32 protein-coding genes and 1 tRNA gene are annotated in these 25,313 nt (G+C 49.1%); 4 read left to right on the forward strand and 29 right to left on the reverse strand.

Annotation, left to right across the window (positions count from 1 at the left end; all coding sequences use genetic code 11):
• Positions 1-31: 31 nt before the first annotated feature.
• Genes WC980_03435 through WC980_03445 form a run of 3 tightly spaced genes read left to right on the forward strand, consistent with a single transcriptional unit; the run spans position 32 to position 2,946 of the window.
• A complete protein-coding gene (locus tag WC980_03435; protein ID MFA5794102.1) occupies positions 32-580 on the forward strand; it encodes an arginine decarboxylase, pyruvoyl-dependent in 549 nt (182 codons plus the stop codon).
• Positions 581-636: 56 nt separating this feature from the next.
• Positions 637-2,235, forward strand: coding sequence for a tetratricopeptide repeat protein (locus tag WC980_03440; GenBank protein MFA5794103.1), 1,599 nt, complete (start codon positions 637-639; stop codon positions 2,233-2,235).
• A gap of 45 nt (positions 2,236-2,280) precedes the next feature.
• Positions 2,281-2,946: an HAD-IA family hydrolase gene (locus WC980_03445; protein MFA5794104.1), complete on the forward strand. Its 666-nt coding sequence runs from the start codon at positions 2,281-2,283 to the stop codon at positions 2,944-2,946.
• Positions 2,947-3,818: 872 nt separating this feature from the next.
• On the opposite strand, the gene WC980_03450 is transcribed toward WC980_03445, so the two are convergent.
• The 25 genes from WC980_03450 to WC980_03570 all read right to left on the reverse strand — a co-directional run bounded on the left by WC980_03450 (position 3,819) and on the right by WC980_03570 (position 19,502).
• On the reverse strand, positions 3,819-4,382 hold the full coding sequence (locus WC980_03450) for a prepilin-type N-terminal cleavage/methylation domain-containing protein (protein ID MFA5794105.1): 564 nt from the start codon (positions 4,380-4,382) through the stop codon (positions 3,819-3,821).
• Positions 4,383-4,663: 281 nt separating this feature from the next.
• Positions 4,664-5,077: an HIT domain-containing protein gene (locus tag WC980_03455; GenBank protein ID MFA5794106.1), complete on the reverse strand. Its 414-nt coding sequence runs from the start codon at positions 5,075-5,077 to the stop codon at positions 4,664-4,666.
• 86 nt (positions 5,078-5,163) lie between these two features.
• Positions 5,164-5,700, reverse strand: a complete 537-nt coding sequence (rplQ, locus tag WC980_03460; GenBank protein ID MFA5794107.1) for a 50S ribosomal protein L17 — start codon at positions 5,698-5,700, stop codon at positions 5,164-5,166.
• Between the two features lie 130 nt (positions 5,701-5,830).
• Positions 5,831-6,850, reverse strand: a complete 1,020-nt coding sequence (locus WC980_03465; protein MFA5794108.1) for a DNA-directed RNA polymerase subunit alpha — start codon at positions 6,848-6,850, stop codon at positions 5,831-5,833.
• 36 nt (positions 6,851-6,886) lie between these two features.
• On the reverse strand, positions 6,887-7,513 hold the full coding sequence (gene rpsD, locus WC980_03470; GenBank protein ID MFA5794109.1) for a 30S ribosomal protein S4: 627 nt from the start codon (positions 7,511-7,513) through the stop codon (positions 6,887-6,889).
• A 27-nt stretch (positions 7,514-7,540) separates the two neighbouring features.
• A complete protein-coding gene (rpsK, locus tag WC980_03475) occupies positions 7,541-7,972 on the reverse strand; it encodes a 30S ribosomal protein S11 (GenBank protein MFA5794110.1) in 432 nt (143 codons plus the stop codon).
• Between the two features lie 46 nt (positions 7,973-8,018).
• A complete protein-coding gene (gene rpsM, locus WC980_03480; GenBank protein MFA5794111.1) occupies positions 8,019-8,402 on the reverse strand; it encodes a 30S ribosomal protein S13 in 384 nt (127 codons plus the stop codon).
• Between the two features lie 16 nt (positions 8,403-8,418).
• Positions 8,419-8,532 carry a 50S ribosomal protein L36 gene (rpmJ, locus tag WC980_03485; protein ID MFA5794112.1) on the reverse strand — a complete coding sequence of 38 codons (114 nt, stop codon included), beginning with the start codon at positions 8,530-8,532 and terminating at the stop codon, positions 8,419-8,421.
• Positions 8,529-8,756 (reverse strand): translation initiation factor IF-1, encoded by a 228-nt coding sequence (gene infA / locus WC980_03490; GenBank protein MFA5794113.1) that lies wholly within the window; start codon positions 8,754-8,756, stop codon positions 8,529-8,531. The genes rpmJ and infA overlap by 4 nt, the downstream gene beginning before the upstream one ends.
• 3 nt (positions 8,757-8,759) lie before the next feature.
• Complete coding sequence (gene map, locus WC980_03495) at positions 8,760-9,515, reverse strand: type I methionyl aminopeptidase (GenBank protein ID MFA5794114.1); 756 nt, start codon at positions 9,513-9,515, stop codon at positions 8,760-8,762.
• Complete coding sequence (locus WC980_03500; protein ID MFA5794115.1) at positions 9,515-10,159, reverse strand: adenylate kinase; 645 nt, start codon at positions 10,157-10,159, stop codon at positions 9,515-9,517. The genes map and WC980_03500 overlap by 1 nt, the downstream gene beginning before the upstream one ends.
• A gap of 1 nt (position 10,160) precedes the next feature.
• Entirely contained in the window at positions 10,161-11,495 is a 1,335-nt protein-coding gene (secY, locus tag WC980_03505; GenBank protein ID MFA5794116.1) for a preprotein translocase subunit SecY, read from the reverse strand.
• Complete coding sequence (gene rplO / locus WC980_03510; protein ID MFA5794117.1) at positions 11,483-11,938, reverse strand: 50S ribosomal protein L15; 456 nt, start codon at positions 11,936-11,938, stop codon at positions 11,483-11,485. The genes secY and rplO overlap by 13 nt, the downstream gene beginning before the upstream one ends.
• A gap of 5 nt (positions 11,939-11,943) precedes the next feature.
• Positions 11,944-12,390 (reverse strand): 30S ribosomal protein S5, encoded by a 447-nt coding sequence (gene rpsE / locus WC980_03515; protein MFA5794118.1) that lies wholly within the window; start codon positions 12,388-12,390, stop codon positions 11,944-11,946.
• Positions 12,391-12,610: 220 nt separating this feature from the next.
• Positions 12,611-12,982, reverse strand: coding sequence for a 50S ribosomal protein L18 (rplR, locus tag WC980_03520; protein ID MFA5794119.1), 372 nt, complete (start codon positions 12,980-12,982; stop codon positions 12,611-12,613).
• Positions 12,983-12,997: 15 nt separating this feature from the next.
• Entirely contained in the window at positions 12,998-13,552 is a 555-nt protein-coding gene (rplF, locus tag WC980_03525) for a 50S ribosomal protein L6 (protein MFA5794120.1), read from the reverse strand.
• A gap of 3 nt (positions 13,553-13,555) precedes the next feature.
• Positions 13,556-13,954, reverse strand: coding sequence for a 30S ribosomal protein S8 (gene rpsH, locus WC980_03530; GenBank protein ID MFA5794121.1), 399 nt, complete (start codon positions 13,952-13,954; stop codon positions 13,556-13,558).
• A gap of 31 nt (positions 13,955-13,985) precedes the next feature.
• Positions 13,986-14,171: a type Z 30S ribosomal protein S14 gene (locus tag WC980_03535; protein MFA5794122.1), complete on the reverse strand. Its 186-nt coding sequence runs from the start codon at positions 14,169-14,171 to the stop codon at positions 13,986-13,988.
• A gap of 138 nt (positions 14,172-14,309) precedes the next feature.
• A complete protein-coding gene (gene rplE, locus WC980_03540) occupies positions 14,310-14,849 on the reverse strand; it encodes a 50S ribosomal protein L5 (protein ID MFA5794123.1) in 540 nt (179 codons plus the stop codon).
• A gap of 9 nt (positions 14,850-14,858) precedes the next feature.
• Complete coding sequence (gene rplX, locus WC980_03545; GenBank protein ID MFA5794124.1) at positions 14,859-15,176, reverse strand: 50S ribosomal protein L24; 318 nt, start codon at positions 15,174-15,176, stop codon at positions 14,859-14,861.
• A gap of 3 nt (positions 15,177-15,179) precedes the next feature.
• Positions 15,180-15,545: a 50S ribosomal protein L14 gene (rplN, locus tag WC980_03550; protein ID MFA5794125.1), complete on the reverse strand. Its 366-nt coding sequence runs from the start codon at positions 15,543-15,545 to the stop codon at positions 15,180-15,182.
• An 18-nt stretch (positions 15,546-15,563) separates the two neighbouring features.
• Positions 15,564-15,866: a 30S ribosomal protein S17 gene (rpsQ, locus tag WC980_03555; protein MFA5794126.1), complete on the reverse strand. Its 303-nt coding sequence runs from the start codon at positions 15,864-15,866 to the stop codon at positions 15,564-15,566.
• A gap of 124 nt (positions 15,867-15,990) precedes the next feature.
• Positions 15,991-18,570 carry a DNA mismatch repair protein MutS gene (gene mutS / locus WC980_03560; protein MFA5794127.1) on the reverse strand — a complete coding sequence of 860 codons (2,580 nt, stop codon included), beginning with the start codon at positions 18,568-18,570 and terminating at the stop codon, positions 15,991-15,993.
• Positions 18,567-19,355: a tetratricopeptide repeat protein gene (locus WC980_03565; protein ID MFA5794128.1), complete on the reverse strand. Its 789-nt coding sequence runs from the start codon at positions 19,353-19,355 to the stop codon at positions 18,567-18,569. Before WC980_03565 ends, mutS begins: the two co-directional genes overlap by 4 nt.
• A gap of 71 nt (positions 19,356-19,426) precedes the next feature.
• Positions 19,427-19,502, reverse strand: a tRNA-Ala gene (locus WC980_03570).
• Between the two features lie 125 nt (positions 19,503-19,627).
• Between WC980_03570 and WC980_03575 the strand changes: the two genes are divergently transcribed.
• Positions 19,628-21,121 carry an MFS transporter gene (locus tag WC980_03575; GenBank protein MFA5794129.1) on the forward strand — a complete coding sequence of 498 codons (1,494 nt, stop codon included), beginning with the start codon at positions 19,628-19,630 and terminating at the stop codon, positions 21,119-21,121.
• Here WC980_03575 and WC980_03580 read toward each other — a convergent pair.
• The 4 genes from WC980_03580 to WC980_03595 form a co-directional block, all read right to left on the reverse strand.
• On the reverse strand, positions 21,118-22,806 hold the full coding sequence (locus WC980_03580) for a formate--tetrahydrofolate ligase (protein MFA5794130.1): 1,689 nt from the start codon (positions 22,804-22,806) through the stop codon (positions 21,118-21,120). The genes WC980_03575 and WC980_03580 overlap by 4 nt on opposite strands.
• 120 nt (positions 22,807-22,926) lie before the next feature.
• Entirely contained in the window at positions 22,927-23,115 is a 189-nt protein-coding gene (locus tag WC980_03585) for an SAP domain-containing protein (GenBank protein MFA5794131.1), read from the reverse strand.
• 84 nt (positions 23,116-23,199) lie between these two features.
• Positions 23,200-24,120 (reverse strand): 1,4-dihydroxy-2-naphthoate octaprenyltransferase, encoded by a 921-nt coding sequence (menA, locus tag WC980_03590; protein ID MFA5794132.1) that lies wholly within the window; start codon positions 24,118-24,120, stop codon positions 23,200-23,202.
• A gap of 33 nt (positions 24,121-24,153) precedes the next feature.
• Complete coding sequence (locus WC980_03595) at positions 24,154-25,101, reverse strand: acetyl-CoA decarbonylase/synthase complex subunit delta (protein ID MFA5794133.1); 948 nt, start codon at positions 25,099-25,101, stop codon at positions 24,154-24,156.
• Positions 25,102-25,313: the final 212 nt, after the last annotated feature.

Below are 25,313 nucleotides of genomic sequence, written 5' to 3' on the forward strand. Positions count from 1 at the left end.
CAGTGTAATCAGTGGCTAAAAGGATTAAGAAATGACCTTTACACCAAGAGAAGTATTCCTGACCAACGGAGTGGGCATCCACAAGCACGAGCTGGCCTCGTTCGAGGAAGCCCTGCGCGACGCCCAGATAGCCCGCTTTAACCTGGTCCACGTATCGTCCATCTTCCCGCCCCACTGCATTCTGCTGCCTAGGGAAAAGGGGCTGAAGAAACTGCGCGACGGCCAGATAACCTATTGCGTCCTGGCCCGCAACTCCACCAACGAATACCGACGGCTGGTGGCCGCATCCATCGGGCTGGCCATCCCGGCCGACCGTAACCATTACGGCTACCTGTCCGAGCACCACGGTTTCGGCAAGAACGACGAAGAAGCCGGCGACTACGCCGAAGACTTGGCCGCATCGATGTTAGCCACGACCTTGGGCATAGAGTTCGACGCCGACGCCGCCTGGGACAAAAAGAAAGCCATCTGGAAGATATCGTCCCAGATAGTCAAGACCGCCAACATCACCCAATCGGCCATCGGCGCCAAGAACGGGCTCTGGACCACCGTCGTCGCCGCGGCTGTGTTCGTTCCGTAAGACCCTTCCCTTATATTATTTGACATTATCCCATCATAAACTAATATGCTACCTATATGTCTAATGATGACATCCTGATGATAAGCGTAACCACCATAATCATACTGATAGGCGTCGTCGCAATCCTGTATCCTATATATAAAAAAAGGCTCAATGCGAACAATTCCAATCCCCCCGAAGATGTAGACCTACTTAACAACATAATAGACACAAATATTCCGAGCGCAGAAACAACCCAAGAAACAACCGTTCCGGTCATGTTGCTGAAAAACCAGTTTGAAGCTGAGGCTCTGAAGGACCTATTTAAGGAAAAAAGTATTAAGTGTATGGTTATGCCTTTTGACGACCTGACTTACAGCGGCGTATGGCCGCTCCAGCAAGGATGGGGCGTTTTACGCGTCTTCCAGAAAGATAAAACCACTGCCGAAAAATTGATTACTGATTATCGAACTGAGAAAAATAGAGAGCTGGGCTTACCAGAAGAAACTACTCCCAAAACCCCAGATGATACCCTTGCTCCAAAAAACCGATTATTACCAAAAATATTGATTGTTATATTAATCGGCGTAATAGTAGGCGGACTAATCCGCGGGATTCATCAAACCGTGATGGGTGGAAAAAGTCGTAAACCATACCAAAAAGATTCTTTAAAAATAGACTCAAATCCTGCTGTAAAATCTTACATCCTTGTTAATAGCGGTCTAGACAAAGCAAAATCCGGCGATTATGATAAAGCAATTATTGATTTCTCAAGAGCTATAGAATTAGACCCCAGAAATGATCACGCTTACTATAACCGCGGCATTGTTTACTATGATAAAAGCAAATTTGACCTGGCCACCGATGATTATACCAAAGCAATAGAATTAAATAGGGGAAATACTGATTTTTATTATGGCCGCGGCCTTGCCTACAGGCATAAAGGTGATTTTGACCGCGCTATCGCTGATTACACCAAGACAATAGAACTTGATCCAAACTATGCCGCCGCCTACAACAACCGTGGCGATATTTACTATGATAAAGGTGAGTTTGACCAGGCCATTGTTGATTACACCAAAACAATAGAACTTGAACCAACAAATACTACTGCTTATTACAACCGCGGCCTTTCTTACTATAATAAAGGCGAATTTGATCTGGCCATCACTGATTACACTAAAAGAATAGAATTGGAACCAAAAGATATTAATGCTTATTATGGGCGTGGACTTGCTTATGGCAAAAAAAGCGACTTCAACCACGCTATGGCTGATTACACCAAGATGATAGAACTAGATTCAAATAATGCTGATGCTTATTACTATCGCATGCTTATATACTATGAAAAAGGTTATTTTGATAAAGTAATTGCGGATTGCAACAAGTTGATAGAACTAACACCAAATTATGAGTACGCTTACTATTACCGTGGCCTTACATATGCCGAAAAAGGCGAAGTTGACAAATCTATAGTTGACTATACTAAAACAATAGATATTAACCCAAAGTATCCTGATGTTTACTACAATCGTAGTATTGCATACAACAAAGAAAAAAATTATCAAGCGGCAATAATGGACGCGGAGATGTTCCTTAAATTAGCGCCTGAGGACACCCTTACCCCAATTATGAAAATGCTTATAGATGATTGTAAGAAGAAACTCAATAAATAAACCCCAATATCCCAATCTGTGTAATCCGTGGCTAAATTAAAAGCTATGTCACCCGCAAACCCCAGCCGGTACCGGCTGATGATATTCGACTTTGACGGCACGCTGGTGGACTCGGCGCCGGGCATCTGCGCCACAGCCCGGATTATGACCCGGCAGTTCGGGCTCAGGCCATTCACACGCCGCCGGATAATCAGCTCCATCGGCGCCGGACTGGACCACTTCCTGGCACAACTCTTCCCGGCACGGACCAAAAAGTCCGGTATGGCCGCCCTGATAACCACCTACCGCCAAATCTACGACCGCAAATATAAAACAGGACTGAAGATATTCCCCGGCGTCAAGCCAACATTGAAAAACCTGTCCCAACGTAAAATCATTATGACCATCGTATCCAACAAGCTCAAACGCTATGTCGACGGCATCAACAAAGAGCTGGGCATCCACGAATATTTCGATACGGTGCTGGGCAGTGACGACGTCAAGAAACGCAAGCCCCACCCCTGGGCGGTCTACCACCTGATGAAGAAATACCGGGTCCGGAAAGAGCAGGTGCTCTTCATCGGCGATTCCGAATACGACGTCATCACCGCCCAAAACGCCGGGGTGGACTGCGCCTTCCTGGAATACGGCTACGCCGACCGGGTCAGGATGGAAAAGCTCCGGCCCAGATACCGGCTCAAAAGGTTATCAGAGCTAAGACCGCTGGCTTAATACCTCAAAAAATCCATTAAATTTTTAAAGGGGTATGGGTTTACGATACGCCCTATAGAGATTTCCGATACTCCTAGTCCCGGTTTTCGATACGTCCAGTCCCCGTTTTCGATACGCCCAGTCCCGGTTTTCGATACACCCAATCCCCGTTTTCGATACGCCCAGTCCCGGTTTTCGATACACCCAATCCCGGTTTTCGATACCCCTACCACCGGTTTTCGATACCCCTAGTCCTGGTTTTCGATACACCCAATCCCCGTTTTCGATACGCCCAATCCCCGTTTTCGATATGCCCTATCCCGGTTTTCGATATCCCTAATCCCGGTTTACGATATCCCTAGTCCCCGTTTTCGATACGCCTAATCCCGGTTTACGATACGCCCAATCCCGATTTTCGATATACCCTATCCCGGTTTTCGATACAGGTATTAGGGATTAAGGGGGGAGGGGGTAGGTATCTCCCCCCCCTCTGAATATGCGTTATATTCGTTTTAGAGTAAAATAAGGCAGGTTTTAGGAGAATGATGCCAGGAAATAGGCTTATTATAAGCCTTTAGCCCTTCACGGAAGCCCATATAACTCATATTAATGATGTCTTGCGTAACCGAAGTAAAGTCCCGCCTTTGGGCGGGGCTTCAGGGATCTAAGTCCTTACCCGTGAGGGTTCTTGTCCCTATAAGCGGGATAGCCTGCGGGCTTGTCCCGCTATGGTGAGATGGCGCACTGCGTTCACAACCTATCCCAAGACCCCTCAGGGGTCTAGGGGCAGGAGGCTACAGTTTACCCTGAGTCTTTTGAAGAGCTCTGGCAGTACGTCGTATACTCCTACTGCCACTAAGAGACGGGGGGAATCCTTGCCATATTTACCCGGGTCAATCCCGGAGCCTGTTGTCGGCATCGGCCCATTCGGGGCTGTCGGGGCGATAGCTGTCTATCTGCCCGCCGAAGAACAGGATGTTGATGTCGCCCTTGCCTTCCGGGTCGTGGTTATCGGTCTTGTCCGCGCCGAGCACGGTCGCGCCCTTGGTGCGCTGGCCGGCGTCGTAACCCGGCCCGCGATAGTCGCAGACACCGGGACCGGGAACACTCCCGGACAGCGGACAGACAAAATAGCCGTGCGCCTTTGAGCCCTGCTCCTCGATTAGGATGGAGCTTTCGGGCGACGGCATCGTCCTTAACACGCCCCAGAATTTGGCCCCCCGGTAATCATCGCCCTGCGGATACCCGTGGAAGTTTGTATCGTATAGAAAAATTCCGTGGTACAACGCCCTAAGGTTGCTCTGGCACCGCAGTTTATGGGCCGTGGTGATAGCCTTTCCGATTATCGGAACGGTTATCCCAGCCAATATCAATATTATGCCGATGACCACCAGGAGCTCTATCAACGTGAACCCTTTTAATCCCTTGCGGTTACGTTTCATCAGGAAGTCCTTCATACTTCGTCCCTCCTTTCGCTTTCGTTGCCCTGCCCCGCATAAGTGCGGGACTGGCTGCGGCCCTGCGAAGGACTCCCCCGTCTCCCCGACTATATTATGTGACATTATTACTGAAAAATCAAGTCAATTTTCAGAAAAGTCATATAATTGTAGAAGATAGGTTTAACCACTAAGAACACTGGTTTTCAATCTTACCACGAAGACGCGAAAGCGAGAAGGCACTAAATTTAGTGTTTTTATTGTTTCGTGTTTTCGTGGTAAATTCTCAGTGTCCTCAGTGGTTAAATAAGCTGCTTTTTGATGGCTTCAGCCATGGTATTGATTTCGGCTTTGGCGGCCGGGCTGGGCGGCCTGCTGAAGCGGATGCCGTCGTCGGTTTTGCGGGGCACGATATGGAAATGCAGGTGCGGCACCAGCTGGCCGGCGCAACGCTGGTTGTTCTGTATAATGTTGAACCCTTCAGCGCCGGTGCCTTTGAGTATGGCCGGCACGACCTTGAGCAACACCGCGCTCAGGCTGGCCAGATGGCCGGCCGGGGCGTCAGTCAGGGTAACATAGTGCGTTTTGGATAGCAGTAACGCGTGACCGGAGGCGATGGGGTTGATGTCCATTATGACCAAGGCATCTGCGTCTTCGTAAAGCTTGGTTGATGGCAACTGGCCGGAAACTATCTTGCAAAAGATGCAATCAGACATAACTATAAATTAAAATGCAAAGATGAAAATGGAAAATCAACCAAATACCTAAAGCTAAACCACTTTAGCTGCCAACAACCGATTGGTTAAGCCTTGGCCTTTGCCTTGACCTTTTCCTTATGCTCTTTTTTTGGCTTGGCTTCCTTGGCCGGCTTCTGGTCCTTAACGTCCGTTTTGGCTTTGGTCTTCTTTTCGTCCTTGGGCTCAGGTTTTGCCGACTTCTCGACCAGTTCCCAGATAACGCGCGGGGCGTTATCCTTGAGCCGGTTGGCGGCCCATTTGCCCAGGTTCTTGCCGCCCTTCATATCCAAACGGCTGCCGCCCAGCTTGATTATCCGGGTATAGCCGCCGGGACGGTCCTTGAAACGGGGCGCGATTTCCTTGAAGAGCTTATTGGTGATTTCCTCATTTTGGAGCATGGACAGAACCTGCCGGAAGTTGTGCAAGCTGTATTCCTTGGCCCTGGTAATAAGCTTTTCAGCCGCGCTCCGAAACTCCTTGGCCTTGGTGTCGGTGGTGATAATGCGCTCGTGCCTGAACAGCGCCGTGACCAGGTTCTGCTGGAGCATCCTGTAGTGATGGGCTTTTCGCCCTAATTTACGCCATCTTTTTCCGTGCATCATAATCGTATCTATCTTTCCGTACTCTGGCAGTAAGCGCCATTCTTAGCGGTGGCGTCATGCCAGAGGCAGACCCACCGGGAAGTATACTACCTGGTATAGTCGGCAGTATCCTTCACGGACTGCCGAACTATTATTCGGCTTTTTTCTCGACAAATATGGTATTGAGATCCATACCGAACGACAGGCCCATCTCGGCCATCTTCTTCTTAACCTCTTTGAACGAGGTCTTGCCGAAGTTATGGATTTCTAACATCTGTACTTCGTTGGTGGAAACCAGGTCTTTTATGGTCTTGAACTTCTCAATCTTGAGGCAGTTAGTCGCCCGAACCGACAGGTCCAGTTCGCTGATGGGCAGTGACAGTTTCCGTTTGAGGTCGGCCAGATACTCATCGCGTTTGCGCTTATCCTTTTCCTTTTCCTCGTCCAGCGGGATTTCACGGCCCAAATCATAGTACTGGACAAAGGGATTGATATGCTTGCGGTAAATCTTGGCGGCCTCGACCATGGCCATTTCCGGGGTAACCGTGCCCTTGGTCCATACTTCCAAAACCAGCCTGTCGTAGTCGGTCCGTCCGCCCACCCGGCTGTTTTCGATGCGATAGCTGACCCGGGTAACCGGCGTGTATATGGCGTCAATCGGAATGAGCCCCACTTCCCGTGATTCGGCGGCCATATGCTCCTCTGCCGGAACATAGCCCCGGCCCTTTTTCACGGTCAGTTCCATCTCCAGCGTCTTTTCGTCGTTGAGCGTGGCGATATGGAGTTCGGGGTTGACGATTTCGATGGTCGGGTCAGGCGTAAAGTCGGCCGCGGTGACCTCGCCCTGCTTGGTAACGTTCAGGAAGAGTTTGCGCGGCTCGCTGGAATTAAGCCTGATGCAAAGCTTCTTGAGGTTAAGGATAATGTCGGTGACGTCTTCGACAACACCTTCGATGGTGGCGAATTCGTGTTCCACGCCTTTGATGCGCACCGAAGTGACGGCGGCTCCGGCGATGGACGAAAGCAGTATTCGCCTCAACCCGTTGCCCAAAGTGTAGCCGATGCCTTTTTCGAACGGCTCGGCGGCAAAGCACCCGTAGGTGGTGGTCCTGGTCTTGTCATCAAGTACAATGCGATTGGGTAATTCAAATTCACGCCATTTAACCCTCATTTTTCTTCCTCCTCTCCCTAAAAAGGGAGCCTTACACTATCTGGTCGCAAATTCAACGACTAACTGCTCGTTAATCGGAACGGTTATATCTTCGCGTTTGGGCAGCTGGACAATCTGTATCTGGAGCGGGTCGGGCGTCAGCTTAACCCAATTGGGCAGAACATCTTTTTTGGTTTCGGCCACATAAGCTTTGACCAGGGTCTGGCTTTTAGCCCGTTTATAAACGGTAATCAAATCGCCGGCCTCAACTCTGTATGAAGGGATATTGACAATACGCCCGTTGACGGCCACGTGTCGGTGGCAGATAAGCTGTCGGCCCTGGGGCCGGGAAGCCGCCCAGCCGCAACTGGCCACGACGTTATCCAGCCGGGTTTCCATCATTATCAGCATATTTTCGCCGGTATTGCCGGTCATGCGCTGAGCTTCAAGGAAATAATTCCTAAATGCACGGTCGGTCAAGCCGTATATCTTCTTAAGCTTCTGTTTTTCCCTTAGATGGATGCCGTAATCGGTCAAGCGCTGGCGCTTGGCCCCGTGCTGGCCGGGCCGCTGCGGATTGCGCTCCATAGTGCACCGAACAGTGGTGCAACGGGTGCCCTTGTAGAACATCTTTTCGCCTGCGCTTCGGCATTTCCTGCATTTTGGTCCTATTATCCTAGCCATGTTTACTCCTTGTCAGACTTTAATTTATTAGACTCTCCTCTTTTTCCGGGGCCGGCATCCGTTATGCGGCAGAGGAGTTATATCCTCAATGGTATTAATCCTAAGACCGGTGGAACCCAGCGAGCGGATAGCCGATTCGCGCCCGGCGCCCGGGCCTTTGACCTTGACGTCTATTTCCCTGACACCGAACTTCTGGGCTTTTTCGGCCGCGGCCACGGCGGCTTTTTGGGCCGCAAATGGCGTGCTCTTACGCGAGCCTTTGAACCCCACCGTGCCGGCTGATGCCGAGCACAGGGTGGCGCCCTGCAGGTCGGTGATGGTAATTATCGTATTATTGAAAGAGGTCTTGATGAACGCAATCGCCTTCGGCACCTGTTGTTTGATTTTCTTCTTCTTAGGCTGCTTAGCCGGAGCCGTGCTTTCCGGTTTAGACTCCTTCTTTTTGGGTTCACCCTCCATTACCTTTTCTTGCTGATTTCCCATTATCTGCTCCTTTTAGTTTAAATTAAGTCTTTTCAAGCGCTGTCTTTCGGACGGCCACGGTCTTGCGCGGACCTTTCCGGGTGCGGGCATTGGAACGGGTCCGCTGTCCCCTGACCGGCAGGCCTTTCCGGTGCCTGAGACCGCGGTAAGAACCGATATCCTTAAGACGCTGGATATTCTGTATAATCTGGCGCCTGAGGCGGCCTTCGACCATATAGTGCTTATCGATAATTATGCTGATTCGGCTGACCTGGTCTTCGGTCAGGTTCTTGGTGCGGATGCTTTCGTCAATACCGGCCTCTTTGAGGATTTCCTCGGCCCGGCTTCTGCCCACCCCGTATATGTAGGTCAGCGCGATAACGATTCGCTTATTAGCCGGAATTTCGATACCTGATACTCTTGCCATAATTTAACCTTTTCTGTTATTTCTGTCGTTGTTTGTGGCGGGGGTTGATGCAAATAATACGCACCACGCCCTTGCGCCGAACTATCTGGCAGTTTTCGCAAATGCGCTTAACTGAAGCTCTGACTTTCATTGTATTTTTCCTTCCCGATAAACGATACGGCCTTTACTTAAATCGTACGGTGATATCTCCATAGTCACCCGATCGCCGGAGACTATCTTTATAAAATGCATACGCAATCTGCCCGAAACGTGAGCCAGTAGCGTATGACCGTTTTTCAACTCTACCCGAAACATGGCGTTGGGTAATACCTCCTTGACAATTCCTTCCGTTCTAATGGGCTCCTCTTTGGGCATAAATTATAACACCGTTAAAATCCGGCAGCCGCCTTCGACTACCGCCACCGTGTGCTCAAAATGCGCCGACAGCTTCCGATCCTTGGTCACCACCGTCCATCCATTGGATAAAGTCTCTATCTCGTAAGACTTCTCGGTTAGCATCGGCTCTATAGCCAGAGTCATCCCCTTTTTAAGGATGATATCTTTGCGGCCTTCGTCCGGCTCGATGTAGTTGGGTATCTGCGGGTCCTCGTGGAGTTCCTGTCCGACACCGTGGCCGACCAGGTCGCGCACCACCGAAAATCCGTTGGTTTCGGCGCACCTCTGGACAGCGGACGATATCTCGGACAGTTTCGCGCCGGGCCTGACTACGGCAACAGCCTTTTCCAGAGACTGCCTGGTCACCTCAACCAGCTTCCTGGCTGCCGGCGAAACCCGCCCTACTTCGAGCGTCACGGCGGCATCAGCGTAGTAGTTTTTATATTCCACGCCGATGTCGATTGAAACTATGTCTCCTTCCTTAATCCTGCGCTCATCCGGGATGCCATGCACGATCTCTTCATTGACCGACACGCAGATATTAGCCGGGAACCCCCGGTATCCCTTGAATGCCGGCTGAGCGTTATGGCTTTTGATATAATCCTCGGCTATCCGATCAAAAACTATCGTCTTGATTTCGGGGCCGACCGCTTTTTTTATCTCCTCTATCGTTCCCGCAAGTATCCGTCCGGCTTCACGCATCAATTCGATTTCGCGAACCGACTTATATCTAATCATTAATGAGCAAGTTTGAGTTTATCGTGAATCCCCTGTTCAACCGTCTCTACTTTCGCATTGCCGGCTATGTTAATCAAACGGTCCTGATAATAGTTAATCAACGTCGCGGTTTGTTCGGTATAAACCTTAAACCGTTTCTGTATGGTTTCAATCTTGTCGTCGTCGCGCTGGTAAATCTCGCCACCGCACTTATCGCATTTATTAACGTTCTTGGGCGGTGAGAAATTAAGGTTATAATTCTCGCGGCAATTCCGGCAAACCCGGCGCCCGGAGAGACGAACCACAAGCTCCTTTTCCGGCATCTCAATAGAAATAACCTTAGTTATCTCTCGGCCTATCTCGGCCATAGCTTTATCCAGCGATTTAGCCTGGATACTGGTGCGCGGATACCCGTCCAAGATAAAACCTTTCTTGCAATCGTCCTGAGAAACTCGAGCCTTGATAATAGATATAACTTCTTCGTCCGGAACCAGCTCGCCCTTGTCCATAAAGGCCTTGGCCTTGAGCCCCAGAACCGATGATTGGCTGACCGCTTCACGGAGCATATCTCCGGTAGAAATATGGGCCAGTCCTAATCTTTTGGACATCAGCACGGCCTGCGTTCCTTTGCCCGAGCCGGGCGGACCGATAAATACGAATATCATATTAACGCCTTCCCCGCACCCGTCCTTTTTTCAAGAAACCTTCGTATTCCCTGAGAATAAGGTGCGACTCTACTTTTTGCATCAAATCAAGGCCTACGCCTACAACAATAAGAATACCTGTTCCGCCCAAAAACGAAGTTATGAATCGGTCAACTTTGAGTCCGTATGATATCAAGTTAGGCAACAACACAATCACGGTCAGAAACGTCGCGCTCAGAAGAACGATGCGATTCATAATGCCTTCCAGGTAAAGCGCGGTTTCCTGCCCCGGCCTGATGCCCGGCACAAAACTGCCGGCTTCTTTAAGATTCTCGGACATCTCATCCGGCTTAAAATACAGGGCTGTCCAAAAATAAGTAAAAGCGAATATTAAAACGGTGTATAAAGCGGAAAACCAGAACCCGCTTTCACCGCGGGAGAAAGCGTGTTTCAATACGTCGGAACCGGAATAACGGCCAATCATATCGGGCAGAACCATCATGGTCGACGCGAATATCACAGGCATAACACCGGCCTGGTTAATGCGCAGAGGCAGAAAATGACGCTGCCCGCCGTAAACCATCCGGCCCCGGATATGCTTGGAATACTGTATCGGTATGCGCCGCTGGGCCTGAGTCATATAAACAATGCCCACAACAACGGCCAGGTACAACAAAACAATAATAATCGGCTTGTCTACGGTCAGGTCGCCGCCCTTGGTTTCGCGGTACATCTCAAACACGGCATAAGGCATGCGCGCTACGATACCGGCCATAATAATTATGGATGCACCGTTACCAAGACCAAACTCGGTAATCTGCTCACCCAGCCACATCACAAACATAGCCCCGGCGCTCAAAGTTATCACGGTCGGGATAGCGAATACCCACAGGCCGGGATTCAGAATCAGTTGCTGGTTATTCATAGTCTGTCCCTGCAAATAAATCACAATAAATACAGACCAGAAAATCGATATGGGTAGAGCCAACCAGCGGGTATACTGACTGATTTTCCGGTAGCCCGAAGGGCCTTCCTTGGCCAGGGCTTCCAGTTTAGGAATAACCTTTATCAAGAGCGAGAACATAATGGATGAAGTTATATAAGGCATGATACCCAGTGAGAACACAGACATATTGGAAAGCGCGCCGCCGGAAAACAGGGTAGCAAAAGCAAAAACCCGGCCGGCGCTCTGGGAAAGTTGGTTTATCCATTCCCGCAACACTTCAATATTAATACCCGGGATAGGTATAAAAAAACCCAGTCTGAATACGCCCAGAAGCACGAAAGTAATCAGCAGTCTGCGCCTTAGTTCCGGGATCATAAAGATATTGGTGATTATCTCTTTTAATCTTTGCATAGCACTATTTTGCCTTTTTTATCCTCTATCTTTTTCCGGGCCGACTCGCTGAATCGGTGCGCATGAACGATCAAGCCTTCTTTTTCCAGCTGACCGTTACCCAGCACCTTGATGACATCAAATTCGCCTCTGACAAGGCGGGTTTTCTGAAGTCTTTCTATGGTAACTGTTTCGTTGTTATCAAAAATGTTAAGGCTATCAATATTAATGATTGCCACCTGATCGGCAAAACGAACATTCTTAAATCCCCTCTTGGGCGTTTTACGGACTAAAGGCATCTGTCCGCCTTCGAAGTAATCGCGTCTGGTATAACCAGCCCGGGCTTTCTGCCCCTTATTACCGCGGGTGGATGTGCCACCGTGACCCGAAGCATCACCGCGCCCCCTTCTTTTCCGGTTCTTCCGTAAACGAGCCATCCCCTGCTTTAATTGAGTAAGATTCATAAATTTTATACCTTTGCCTGAAGCAGCTTATTGCGGTCGGCCATTGATTTGAGTTGATTAAGCGCTAATACCGTTGCTTTAACAACGTTGTTCGGGTTGGTGCTGCCCATGATTTTAGATAAAACGTCCTTTACTCCAGCCAGTTCCAGTATTGCCTTGACGGTTGAACCGGCAATAATGCCCGTTCCCCGACAGGCCGGCCTTATAATAACCCTGCTGGCGCAGTATTTAGCACTAACCGTATGGGGAATGGTTGTATCTTTCATGGGCACTGAAACAAGATTCTTCTTGGCATCCTTTACCGCTTTCTTTACCGCAAAGGGTACCTCTTTGGCCTTGCCCTTTCCAAACCCCACATGGGTTTTTCTGTCGCCAACTGCGACCAAAGCCGCAAAACTGAATCTTTTTCCGCCTTTAACTACCTTGCAGCAACGATTTATCTTAATAACTATTTCCTCAAAACCATCACCGCTATCGCCGAACGGCCTTTTTTGGGAATGCGAATCGCGGGACGAACGCTGGTTCCTGTCAGAGAAAGACCTCGCCCCCGGTTTTGCCTCCACTTTCAGCTCTGTCTTTGACTCCGTTTTTGGTTCAGTCTTTATTTCTTTGGGATCTTTATTTTCTACCGGTTTTTCGTCGTTTATCACCTGTGTTGCCTCCTTGACAAAATTAGAATTTAAGTCCGGCCTTGCGGGCGGCTTCGGCTAATGCTTTAATGCGACCGTGATAAGGATATGCCCCCCTATCAAATACCACTTTCTGTATGCCCTTCTTCAAAGCAACTTCAGCCAGCATCTTACCGACTACGGCTGCGGACGCAACATTACCGCCGCTTTTACCATCTTTTTTAATATCCGGTGAAAGGGTCGAAACCGCGGTTAACGTATGTCCCTTTATATCGTCTATAATCTGGGCATGAATATGCTTGAGGCTCCGGTACACGCTCAGACGCGGGCGCTCGGCCGTTCCCATAACGGAATTCCGGACGTGCATGTGGCGTCTTTCCCTTTTAGCCCATTTTTGTTGTTGACGGTCTTTCATATTTTCACGTTCTTTTTACGCCGTGCCGGACACAAAAGTTTTACCGGATTTGCGGCGGATAATTTCATCCGTATATTTAATACCCTTGAGGTTATATGGCTCAGAAACCTTAATAAATCTTATTTGTGATGCAAATAAACCGACTAATTCCTTGCTTATCCCATGAACAATCACCTGGTTGGGGTTGGGAACTGTGATATTGATGCCTTCCGGCACAATCATTTTTACCGGGTGGGAAAAACCGATATTGATTATCAGTTCTTTGCCCTGTATCTTAACGTTGTAACCTGTCCCAATAATATCAAGCTTCTTTTCGTAACCTTTACTTACGCCAATAAGCATGTTATTTGCAAGGCTCCTTATCGTGCCGTGCATCACCCTGTCGTGGGGTATATTATACTCGGCTTCCATGGAAACTATTTTCTTGTCAGTATCTATTTTGGCCTTCATATTAGCAGGTATGGATAGTTCCATAGAACCCTTGGGCCCCTCGGCTTTAAGCTTATTATTGCTAAAAAGCAGCTTGACTCCATCCGGGATTACGATTGGTTTTTTACCTAATTTTGACATAAATTACCAAACCTTACAAAGAACCTCGCCGCCAAGATTCAACTTGCGGCATTCTTTATCGCCCATGATTCCTTTGGGCGTAGAAATTATGCTCAAACCCAAGCCGTCAAGAACTTTAGGAAGTTCGCTGACTCCGGCATAAATACGCCGGCCCGGCTTGCTAACGCGCACAATTTCTGTTATCATGCTTTCGCCGTCGGGCGAATATTTCAGATATATCTTCAAAAGACCAGATTTTTTATCGCTCACAAACTTAAAATCAGAAATATAACCGCTCTCTTTGAGCACTTTGGCTATAGCCTTCTTCATGCTTGAAGACGGCATATCGACGCTTTCTAAGTTTCTAATTTTCGCGTTTCTGATACGAGTCAACATATCGGCCACTGGGTCATTTACACTCATTATTATTCTCCTTATTATCCCGAAACCATGCTTACCAACTGGCTTTTTTAACGCCCGGTAACTTGCCTTCTAGAGCAAGGGTGCGGAAACAAATGCGACAAATCTTAAATTTACGGTAATAGCCTCTGCGCCTGCCGCAGAGCAAACAACGATTATATGCCCTTACTTTAAATTTAGGCTCCTGCGCCTGTTTATACCGCCAAGCTTTTGTAGCCAAACTAAACACTCCTTTAGTTACGGCTGCCTATGAAGTTCTCCGCCTCATACCAGAGGCAAATAAAGCCTCAGAAGCACAGCCGACTATAGTTGGCAGTAATTCGCTACCGCTCAAACTGACAACTGACAATCCTAATATCTAATCTCTGAAAGGCATTCCCAGCGCTTTCAGCAATAAATAACTCGCTTCAACCGAAGGGCTCTTAATCACTATGGTAATATCCATCCCTTGAGGGAACTGAACGTTATCCAGTGTTATTTCCGGAAAAACCGTCTGCTCGCTTATACCCATATTGTAATTGCCAAACTTATCGAATGATTTTTTAGGTATGCCCCGAAAATCGCGTTGCCTGGGCAGAACAATACTGATTAACCTATCCAAAAACTCGTACATCATTTTGTGACGCAGAGTGACCTTGCACCCTATCGATTCGCCTTTACGCAGTTTAAAATTAGCTACGCTTATCCGGGCCTTGGTAACAACCGGTTTCTGGCCCGTAATAATCGACATATCCTTTACGGCCGCTTCAACCCGGTCCTTGTTCTCTACCGCCTTGCCTAAACCCATACTAACCACTATCTTCTCTATTTTGGGCACAGCCAGGCTATTGCCGCATTTAAGCTGCTCCTTTAGAGCGGGCACGATTTCGTTCTTGTAACGGTCCATTAATCTGGCCATATACTATATTTACTCTTGAAAAACAGGTTTCTTACACTTTTTACAGACACGGTTTTTAATTCCGGCCTCGCTGACTCCGTACCCAATGCGAGTCGGTTTGTTACAGGTCGGGCAAATCAGCATTACGTTAGAGGCGCTGATAGGGAACTCCTTCTGTATCCTTGCGCCGTGCGGATACTCCTTACCCCTTTTTACATGTTTCCAGTGGATATTAACACCCTGGATAAGGACCTTGCCGTCTTCCCTAAAAACCTTTATGACCTTGCCCTGCTTGCCGCGGTCATCGCCGTAAATAACCTTAATTGTATCGTCTTTTTTGAAATTCATATATTAAACCACCTCTGTCGCCAGAGATATAATTTTCATAAAACTCTTTCTGAGCTCTCTGGGCACTGGGCCGAATATTCTAGTGCCCTTAGGGTTATTGTCCGCATCCAATAAAACCATGGCGTTGGTGTCAAATCTCACATAAGTACCATCCTGGCGTCTAATTGGATGCTTAGTTCGGACAATCACGCCGCGGACTATTTCGCCTTTTTTAGTATTGCCTGCAGTCGCTATTTTCTTAACGTTTCCGACAATAATATCGCCAACATACCCATAACGACGCTTGCTACCGCCCAGCACCTGTATGCAACTAACTATCTTCGCGCCGGTATTGTCAGCGCAATTAAGTTTTGTTCTCATCATTATCATAAACGTCGTCCTGTATTCTTAGCCTTTTTTGGCTGTTTCTTCTATCAAGGTATTGTCTACTTTACCTTTTTTTATAATGCTCAGAAGTCGCCATCTCTTAGTTTTGCTTAAAGGCCGGGTTTCCACTATTTCCACCTCATCTCCGGTCTTAGCTTCGTTTTTTTCGTTATGCGCCTTCAAGATTGTGACTTTCTTGATCAGTTTACCGTATTTTGGATGGCGGAATCTCCAATCATTACTCACCGTAATAGTCTTATCCATACGGTCGCTCACCACGACACCGCGAATCACCCTCTTTTTCCCGCGAGCTTCGTCCTTCATTATACACTTCTTTCTATAAGCTATAGGATTTTACGCCAATAGACGAAATTTTCAATTATATCAAACAGAAAAGTTATGTCAACTTTTTTAGCAATCTTTATCTAAAGATTCTCGGGATGCCCGGTTAGAAAAGATCAGGTTGTTTTACGCCCTTTTCCTTGCCGGTGCCGGACTGATTCTTTCGCCTCGACCTGGCGTTCGTAGGCAGGCTTGACTTTGAAACAGGTGTGTTCAGGTCGCGTTTCTCTAAATCATTCAAAACCTCTTTAGCTCGATCAATAACCGCTCTGGGCAATCCAGCCAACCTTGACACCTGGATTCCGTAGCTTTTATCCGTTCCGCCTTCCAGTATTTTATGAATAAAAATTATCTTTTCACCCCATTCCTTCACCTCTACATGATAATTTCTCACCCCCGGCAATGTCAACGCTAAATCGGTAAGTTCGTGGTAATGGGTGGCAAAAAGCGTCCGGCTCATCAAACGGTCGTGAATATGTTCGGTCACCGCCCAGCTGATGGAAAGCCCGTCGAAAGTGCTGGTGCCGCGACCGACCTCATCCAGAATAATCAGCGAACGTTCAGTTGCGTTATTAAGTATGTTGGCGGTCTCGTTCATTTCCACCATAAATGTGCTTGCCCCGCGGACAATCTCATCACCGGAACCGATTCTGGTGAATATCCGATCCGCCACGCCTATAATCGCGTTACGGGCCGGCACAAAACCGCCCATCTGGGCCATAAGGACTATCAGCGCCACCTGCCTGATATAGGTTGATTTCCCGGCCATATTGGGCCCGGTAATAATCAAGACCTTATTATTCTTGTCATCAAGCAAGGTATCATTAGGCACGAATTTGTCAGCCACGAACTGTTCAATTACCGGATGCCTGCCATCTGTAATTTTTATTATTGATTCATTATTAACAACCGGACAACAATAGTCACCTTCCACCGCCACCTGGCCCAGGTCAAGCAACACATCAAGCAATCCCAGCGACCCGGCAATTTCCTGCAGATTACCGATGTACTTTTCCAGAGATTTTCTTATATTAACGAATATTTCGTATTCCATTTTACGCGCACGTTCAGTAGCATTAAGAACCTGCGTCTCGTAGTCCTTCAACTCGGAAGTAATATAACGCTCCGCGTTCTTAATCGTCTGCTTGCGGGTGTAGTTGGCCGGAATCTTATGACTGTGCGCATTGGTTACCTCGATGTAATATCCGAAAACCGAATTATAGCCTACCTTGAGCGAGTTTATCCCGGTCCGTTTTATTTCTTCCTCCTGAAATTTAGTAATCCAGCCTTTACCTTCGCTGGCCAGATGCCGAATTTTATCTAATTCATCGTTGTAACCCTCTTTAATAATTCCGCCCTCGGTTATTTCTATGGGCGGTTCCTCCGCTATCGCGTCATTAACCTGCTTCTGGAATTCTGGAAGTTCATCAAGTTTTTTTACTATGCCAGAAATTATCCCGGCGTTCTCGAGTCCCAGCATACTCTTCAACTGCGGTATGGCTGTCAGTGTATCTTTCAGCGCTATCAGGTCGCGTCCATTGGCCCGGCCGCTACCAATTCTTGCCGTGTACCGCTCGATATCGTAGCCGCCTATAGACGATTTAAGATACTTGATGCACTCCTGGCGCAATCCGGCATTATTGATAAACGCCTTAACCCCATTTTGTCGAAATATGATTTCTTCAGGATTCACCAACGGCGACGTTACCCATTCCTTGAGCAACCGTACGCCCATCGGCGTCGAAGTTTTATCCAGCACCCCAAGCAAAGAACCTTCAACGTCATTCTTACCCAAAGCATTCGTTCTGCCGGCCGCGACCAACTCCAAAGAAGCCACGGTGGCGTAATCCAGATAAAGCCTGCCGGACAACGAGTATGGTTCCATTTTAATAATATGTTTCAATGCCGAATCCTTATCAGCCGGGTAATTGTCATGCAGGTAATCTATTATGGCGCCGGACGAGCCAATAGCCATCCCCAGCTCATCACATCCGAATCCCTTGAGATTGGCCGTCTGGAAATGCTCTGTCAGCGCCTTATAAGCCGTAGTTTTTTCGAATACCCATGCCGGCCTTAAAGTAAAAGAAGTCGGGATAGCCAACTTCATCGCCGCCAGCCAGGAGTTATTTTTACCGGAACTACTGCTATTATCTGGATAATCCAGGTATTCAGGCACCAGGCATTCCGAAGGGTTTATCCGGCGCAACTCGTCTATCAGGTTGGCCATGGGTAAATCCGCGACCATAAATCTGCCGGTGGAAAGGTCCGTCCAGGCAATACCGGCAAGCTGTTCCTTGGTATCCACGTTTATGGCACAAAGAAAATTGTGCTGTTTGCCCTGAATCAATCCCTCTTCCAGCAATGTGCCTGGCGTGATAATCCTAACTACCGACCGCTCTACTAAACCGTCAGCCATCTCCGCCGGCTGGGTCTGCTCGCAAATCGCCACCCGGCAACCGGCTTTAAGCAAACGATTAATGTAGTTTGTGGCTGAATGATACGGCACGCCGGCCATGGGCACGCGTTTATCGTCCTTGAACCGGGCCGTTAAGGCAATCCCTAGTATCCGGGCAGCCGTCTTGGCGTCTTCGAAAAACATCTCGTAGAAATCACCCAGCCGGAAAAACAGTATTTCATTGGGATGACTTTTCTTAACTGCCAGATATTGCTTCATCAACTCTGTCATGGCATTACTACTGCTTCCAATCCGCATTCCCTGATTTCTTCAGCCCGGGCCACGGCCTCCTGGTAAGTCGGAAACGACCCGGCCCATAGATAGAAAAATTCATTGCCTTCTATCAGAATAATATTAACGGTGACTTTAAGCCCTTTTTCAGAAAGCACTTCTGATTGGTATGCTTGGGCGTTATCCTTGTTGTCAAACTTGCCCAGCTGGACCACAAAAGTATCGGGCGGCAACGACAACCTTTCGGTAGCTGATTCGCTGATAATCCGCTCATTCTTGCCGGCCGCGTCCTTGGCCAGCTGGATGTATTTTCTACCTTCGCGCCAATGGTTGGTGCGCATAAAAGAAACCCCTGTGTTGTAATAAACCTCCGCTATCGGCAGTATGGCCTTGTTGCCTTTCAGCGCCAACTCATAATGCTTTATTGCCTCCGCGTAATTCTGCTGGACAAAATACAAAAAACCGAGGCTATTCAGCACCTGAGTCCTCAAATCGGTGTATTTAGCCCGATTCAAAGACTCCTTCAAATAAGGCAAAGCTTCCTTGACGTTATCCATCGCCAGATAGCTGATGCCAGTACGATAATATGCCTCAGAAACATATACGGACAGTGGCTGTCCGGATATGAATAAAATATAATTATCTATCGCAATTTGGTATTCGCCCTTTAGAAAACTGGCTTCAGCCATCCGAAAATTCTGGTCATCCGGATAAGACAGCCGGGTCGTCCGGCAACCGGCTAAAATAAATACCAGCAAGCATATCCGAATCAATTTAGGGAACATAAAAAGCCTATGTAATTATATAAAGCCGGATTGTCAAGGATAATAACCCAGACAAAGGTATGCGATTTTAATGGTGGAGGTGAGGGGGATCGAACCCCTGACCTTGTGAATGCCATTCACACGCTCTCCCAGCTGAGCTACACCCCCATTCAAAAATCTGTCGATACTATTTACACTTATATCAATTTGTTGTCAAACTTTTTAGTTATGTTATTATCCCGCGTTTTGGATATAAACCATAATGGTCTGTTATCAACCAAGGACTTAGTCACATGACACAAGAAATAACCTCGGCGGACCGCCGCAGGGGAATGAATATCTCCATCTGGGAAGGCGCCTATGCCACCATCCACGGCAACTTGGTGGGCGGTCTTTTCATTACATATTATATTATCGCCTTGGGCGCCACAAATATCCACTACGGCCTGATGGGCGCCATCCCCTCGTTCGCCGTGATAATCCAGCTGCTGATCGCTTACTGGCTGCAATCCCTTCCTCACCGAAAACCGCTGACAGTTGTCACCGTGGTCGTAGTACGGTTTTGCTGGTTCCTCATTCCTCTTATCCCCTTTTTCTTTATCAAACCTGTCTCTATGAAAATATTTTTCTGGCTCTATCTTGTCGCCTGTATTTATGGCGCCATGTCCGGCATCCCCTGGACCTCGTGGATGGCCGATTTGGTGCCGGCCCCGGTACGGGGGCGGTATTTCAGCCGCCGGGCCATGGTTTGCACCATTGTCAGCGTTGTCGGATTGCTCGGAGGACTATATTATGACTACTCAAAGCCGGTCAATGACTTCATAATTAACCTGCTCCCAACCATAAAATTCCTGTCCCGGGCAGAAACATTCGAGTTCGTCAGGCTCGGCGTTCTTTCTATGCTCGGAACAGCCGCCGGCGTATTATCCATAATATATCTGCTCCGCCAACCGGAACCGCCCTATGTCAAAAAAGATGTCGTCCGCAAGCCAATCCCGATATTCACCTATGCCAAAATAGCCCTGGCCGACAAGAACTTCCGGACATTTACCATATTGATGTGCCTGTGGAGCGTCGTCAACGGTATCTCCGGCCCGTTCTGGACGCCGTTCCTGATTAATAAGATTAAGTGGAGCGCCACAACGATCCAACTTTATGGATTTCTAGCTTTGATATTCCGGGTTATTGCCCTGCCTATCTGGGGCAAGTTGATTGACCGTTACGGCAACAAGCCGATTATTCTGGTGGCCATCTATTTCGGCGCATTCCATCCTCTATACTGGGTCATCTCCGACGCCAATTTCAATTTCTTCATCTACATAGATGGCATCTCCAGCGGTTTCATGTGGGCCGGCGTGGAAATCGCCGTGCTTAAATTGATGCTCGGCTCATCACCTGATAAATACAAAGAAATGTATTACGCGGTCTATACGGTAATGACCGGCCTAACCGTGGCTTTCCCGCAGATATTCATCGGCTGGATTGCTGACATGGTGCCGGCCAACTTCAGGTTTCTGTCGCTAGACTTCGTCCAGTGGGTATTCTGGTTCGTGTCAATCGGAAGATTCCTCTTCCTGATACCTTTTATGAAGCTGGTAACCGACCCGGGCAGTAAAACGATGCTCTATTTCCTTGATAACATCATGAGCGATAGTATCATGGGCCGAGCCACTAAAGACATCTTCGGGTTTATCGGCATCGTCACAGTGGACAAAAATGACCAGCCAGCCTCGGCAATTGACAAAAAAGGAAAAGACCCACCGCCTGATAAAGAATTGATTTCTTAGAACAGCCCCAGTATTTTGCCATCTTCGGTGATATCATAACGCGTCCCGGCCGGCACGCTGGGCAATCCGGGCATGGTGCGCATCTCGCCGCAAAGCGGATAGAGGAACCCGGCCCCGACCGACGCCCGCACATCCCTAATAGGTAATGTAAAACCAACCGGCAGCCCCTTCAGTTCCGGGTCGTGCGACAATGACAGGTGTGTTTTGGCCATGCACATGGGCATTTTATCGTAACCAAGTTCGGTATAAAGCTTAATCTTGCGGTTGGCCAGCGAATCATACCTAACATCTTTGGCCCCGTAAATCCTGGTAGCAATAGTTTCTATCTTTTTTTTAATCGGCCAATCCAGCTCATACAGAAACTTAAACCTGGATGGCCTTTCCGCGGCCTTAACCACAGCCCGGGCCAGCTCCACGCCGCCGGCGCCGCCCTGCGCCCAGACTTCGGACACCACCGCGTCCTCGGCCCCGGCCGATTTGGCAATCCGCCGAATCAGCTCTATCTCCCTATCCGTATCCTGGGTAAACCTGTTTATGGCCACCACCACGGGCACGCCATGGAGTTTGATATTTTCGATATGCTTCTGCAGATTGCCGCAGCCCTTTTCCAATATCGGCAGGTTTTCCTTGACCAGCTCCGCCGGCAACGGCCTACCGGCCACCACCTTGCCGGCCCCACCGTGCATCTTCAGCGCCCGGACCGACGCCACCACCACCGCACAGCTGGGCTTCAGCCCGCTCACCCGGCACTTGATATTAAAGAACTTCTCCGCGCCCATATCGGCGCCGAAACCGCTCTCGGTCACGACGTAATCACTCAGCCGTATGGCCATCATATCAGCCAGGACTGAATTATTCCCGTGCGCGATATTGGCAAACGGGCCAGCATGGACAAAACAAGCCGTGCCCTCGATGGTTTGGAGCAGGTTGGGCTTCAACGCGTCTTTCATTAACATGGTCATCGAACCGGCGCATTTCAAGTCATCAGCAGTAACCGGCTTGCCGCTTGATGTCATAGCTACCACTATCCGTCCAAGGCGTTGGCGCAGGTCTTTAAGCGACGTAGCCAGCGCCAGTATAGCCATGACCTCCGACGCCACGGCAATGTCAAACCCCGTTTCGCGGATGATGCCCTCGCCGCCCAGCCCAGTGATGATATTCCTCAATGCCCGGTCGCTCACGTCCACCACCCGGCGCCAGAAAATATTACGCGGATTGATTTTTAGCTCGTTGCCGTGAAACAGATGATTATCTATGAATGCCGAAAGCAAGTTATGCGCAATACTGACGGCATGGACGTCTCCGGTCAGGTGCAGGTTAAAATCCTCCATGGGCAGAACCTGTGAATAACCACCGCCGGCCGCGCCGCCTTTGATGCCGAATACCGGCCCCAGCGACGGCTGGCGGATGCAGGTGATGGCCTTCCGGCCGATGCGGTTAAGCGCCATTGACAGCCCGATGGTCGTAACCGTCTTGCCCTCGCCCAGCGGTGTCGGTGTTATAGCCGTGACGTCGATATACTTGCCCAGCGGCTTGCTCTTCAATTCGCCCAGTATATCCAAAGACACCTTGGCCTTATACGGGCCGTAGAGCTCGATATATTTATCCTTGATGCCCAGCTCCCGAACGATATCGATAATCGGCCGCTTCCGGGCTGATTGGGCTATCTCGATGTCGGACAACATCTTCGGCTTACCCCTAATCTTTGTTCTTATTGCCATAACGCGCTTATGATAACTTAGTTTGTGAAATATGTAACTAACCAGATGGAACCGTATTATCGGAACATATTCATCCAGGATTAATTATTCCGGCACGCAGTCTTCACGCCAGACGCACTGGGTTTTGGCGCATTCATTCTTGGGCGCCCTGAAACACTGATCGTGCCCTTCCAACGCCTGGATCAATCTTATTAATTCCTGCTTGGTTACCCCGTTTTGCGGGATATTGATTCCCAATCCTTTTGCCTTCTCTTTTATTCTTGCTATCTCCATTAGAATCAGGCTGGGACTACCGCGTTTATCTCTGCGGCATGCCCCCGAGCTGTCTCCTTTCTTCTTTCCCTGTATATCGGAATATTAGGTTAATTTGTCCAGAATAAACCCGGCCGCCAGCAACAAACCAATGCTGAAATGCAGCACAATCGTGGCGCCGTTGGCCGGCAATAATTCCTGTATTCGGTCAAAATGGACCCGGACCGTGCGCATGGCCTTTATAGCCACCGGCAGCGTAAACAATGTCACCAGCGTCCAGGCCGGCATTATCCCCGACACCACTCCGGCCACAATCAAAATGTAGTTGGCAATGACTACTATAATGTAAAGCCGCGATGCCGCCCTTTTGCCCAGATGAACAGGCAGTGTCATCTTATTGACGCTTTTATCCGCGGCATAATCCGGGAACTCATTAATGTAAAGCACCAGCGTAATCAGTATGCCCACCGGGATGGATGCAAACACCGCCTGAGCCGTAATCTGCTCGGCCTGGACGTAATAAGCGCCCAGCACCATCACCGGCCCGAATCCGATGCCCACGGCCAGCTCGCCCAGCCCAAACCCGCGGTAGCCTATCTTGACCGGCAAGGCCGTATAGAAAAACCCCAGGAACACCCCGATAATCCCAAATGCCAGAATCATATTGCCGGCCAGGTTATGATTCAAATACAGGCCGATGAGTCCGCCCAGCGCGAATGCGCCCAGTGCCACCAGCAGTATCTGCCCGGCCGGTATCTCGCCCTGCTGGATGACCCGACTGCCGCCGCTGAACGGCGTCTTTATTCTATTGACCCAGTCATTGCCGGTAATATGGTCAAAATAATCGTTGGTCAGGTTGGTGCCGGTGTGCATCAATATGCCACCCATCAAGGTCAGCCAGAAATAAATCCAGTTGAAATGTCCGGTCTGATACCAGCCGATGGTCGCGCCCAGGACAATCGGGCAGATGGTCGCCGTAAAAAAAGGCGCCCGGACGGCCTTTATCCAGAGCCTCAATCTGCGCATATATAAAATTTCTAACCGATTTGGCAATCGGGTTTACCGGGACGCCATCGTATCGATGTACTTGCGTGTCAGCGCCACGGCCTCGGGATGATACATCACCAAGATATCAGCTCCGGCCAGCAGGAAACCGGCCGCCGTCATGGACTCCCAGGCCACGGCCCGCTCCTTCTGCTTACCCCAGGTCGGGTTGTCGGACTCCGGCGCCTTGGTCTCCTTGGTCTTCCAGACCTCGTTAGCCAGCGTGGCCAGTATCGGGTAAGCCATGGTCTTGTCGCCGCTCAGCGCTGCCAGCCGGGTCCGCTCGATAATCGAATACGAATACTCAAAACCGTAGCCGATCGGGCCGGTAGTCGGGAATATCACCACCCGGTCCGTCGGAATCTCCATATCCGACAACAGCATATTGACCTGCTTACATATATTAATGTCCAACGGGCTCTCGGCGATGATGTTATGACCATCCGCCAGGCAGGTAGCCGCCAGAACCTTGTAATTATCCTTGGTAGCCGTGCCCATCAGACAGCGCGAACCGGCCAGCGCCTGGCTGACCGCCGGGAAAATCTGGTTGTCTTTGTCCACGTTGCCGCAACCCCAGATAATCAACGGGATATTGATGGCCGCCCTGACCGCTTTAACCGTATTGACTATATCGGATACCGGCTTGTTGCCGTTTTCCGGATGCCCGCCCAGAAGCCTCAGGCAGACCATATCGGCCTTGTATTCATCCTGGCACTTCCTGGCCCATTTGGCCGTGTCGCCGGACACATCCTTGAAAGCGTCCTTGAGAATCGGGTTCCAATCATCCGGAATCCTGTCCAATACCTCCATGGCAATGACCGGACGGCGCGGCATATCGCCATCCTCAAACATAAAAGGCATGGTAGTCTGCCCGCCTATGGTAACAGGCTTGGCCGAAGCAGCGCCCAGAGTCACTTCATTGACCTTGCCGGACCACTTTTCCGTAAGACGGCTGATTTGCATAATATTAAACCGGTATTATTGCAAAAAATCCTACAATGTCAAGGATTAAATAAATAAATCCAATCCGTAGATGAACAATTTAACTTAATTGCTAGAATAGATTATCAGATATGATCAAAATAAGAAATGGATTTTAGTGGTAAAGTCCAATAGGTCTGGTAGCAGACACCGTACAAACAAACTTTTATTTTATAACCATTCCCTGGCATCAT

It is taken from the genome of Candidatus Brocadiia bacterium, assembly GCA_041658285.1.
Classification (GTDB): Bacteria; Planctomycetota; MHYJ01; order JACQXL01; family JACQXL01; genus JBBAAP01.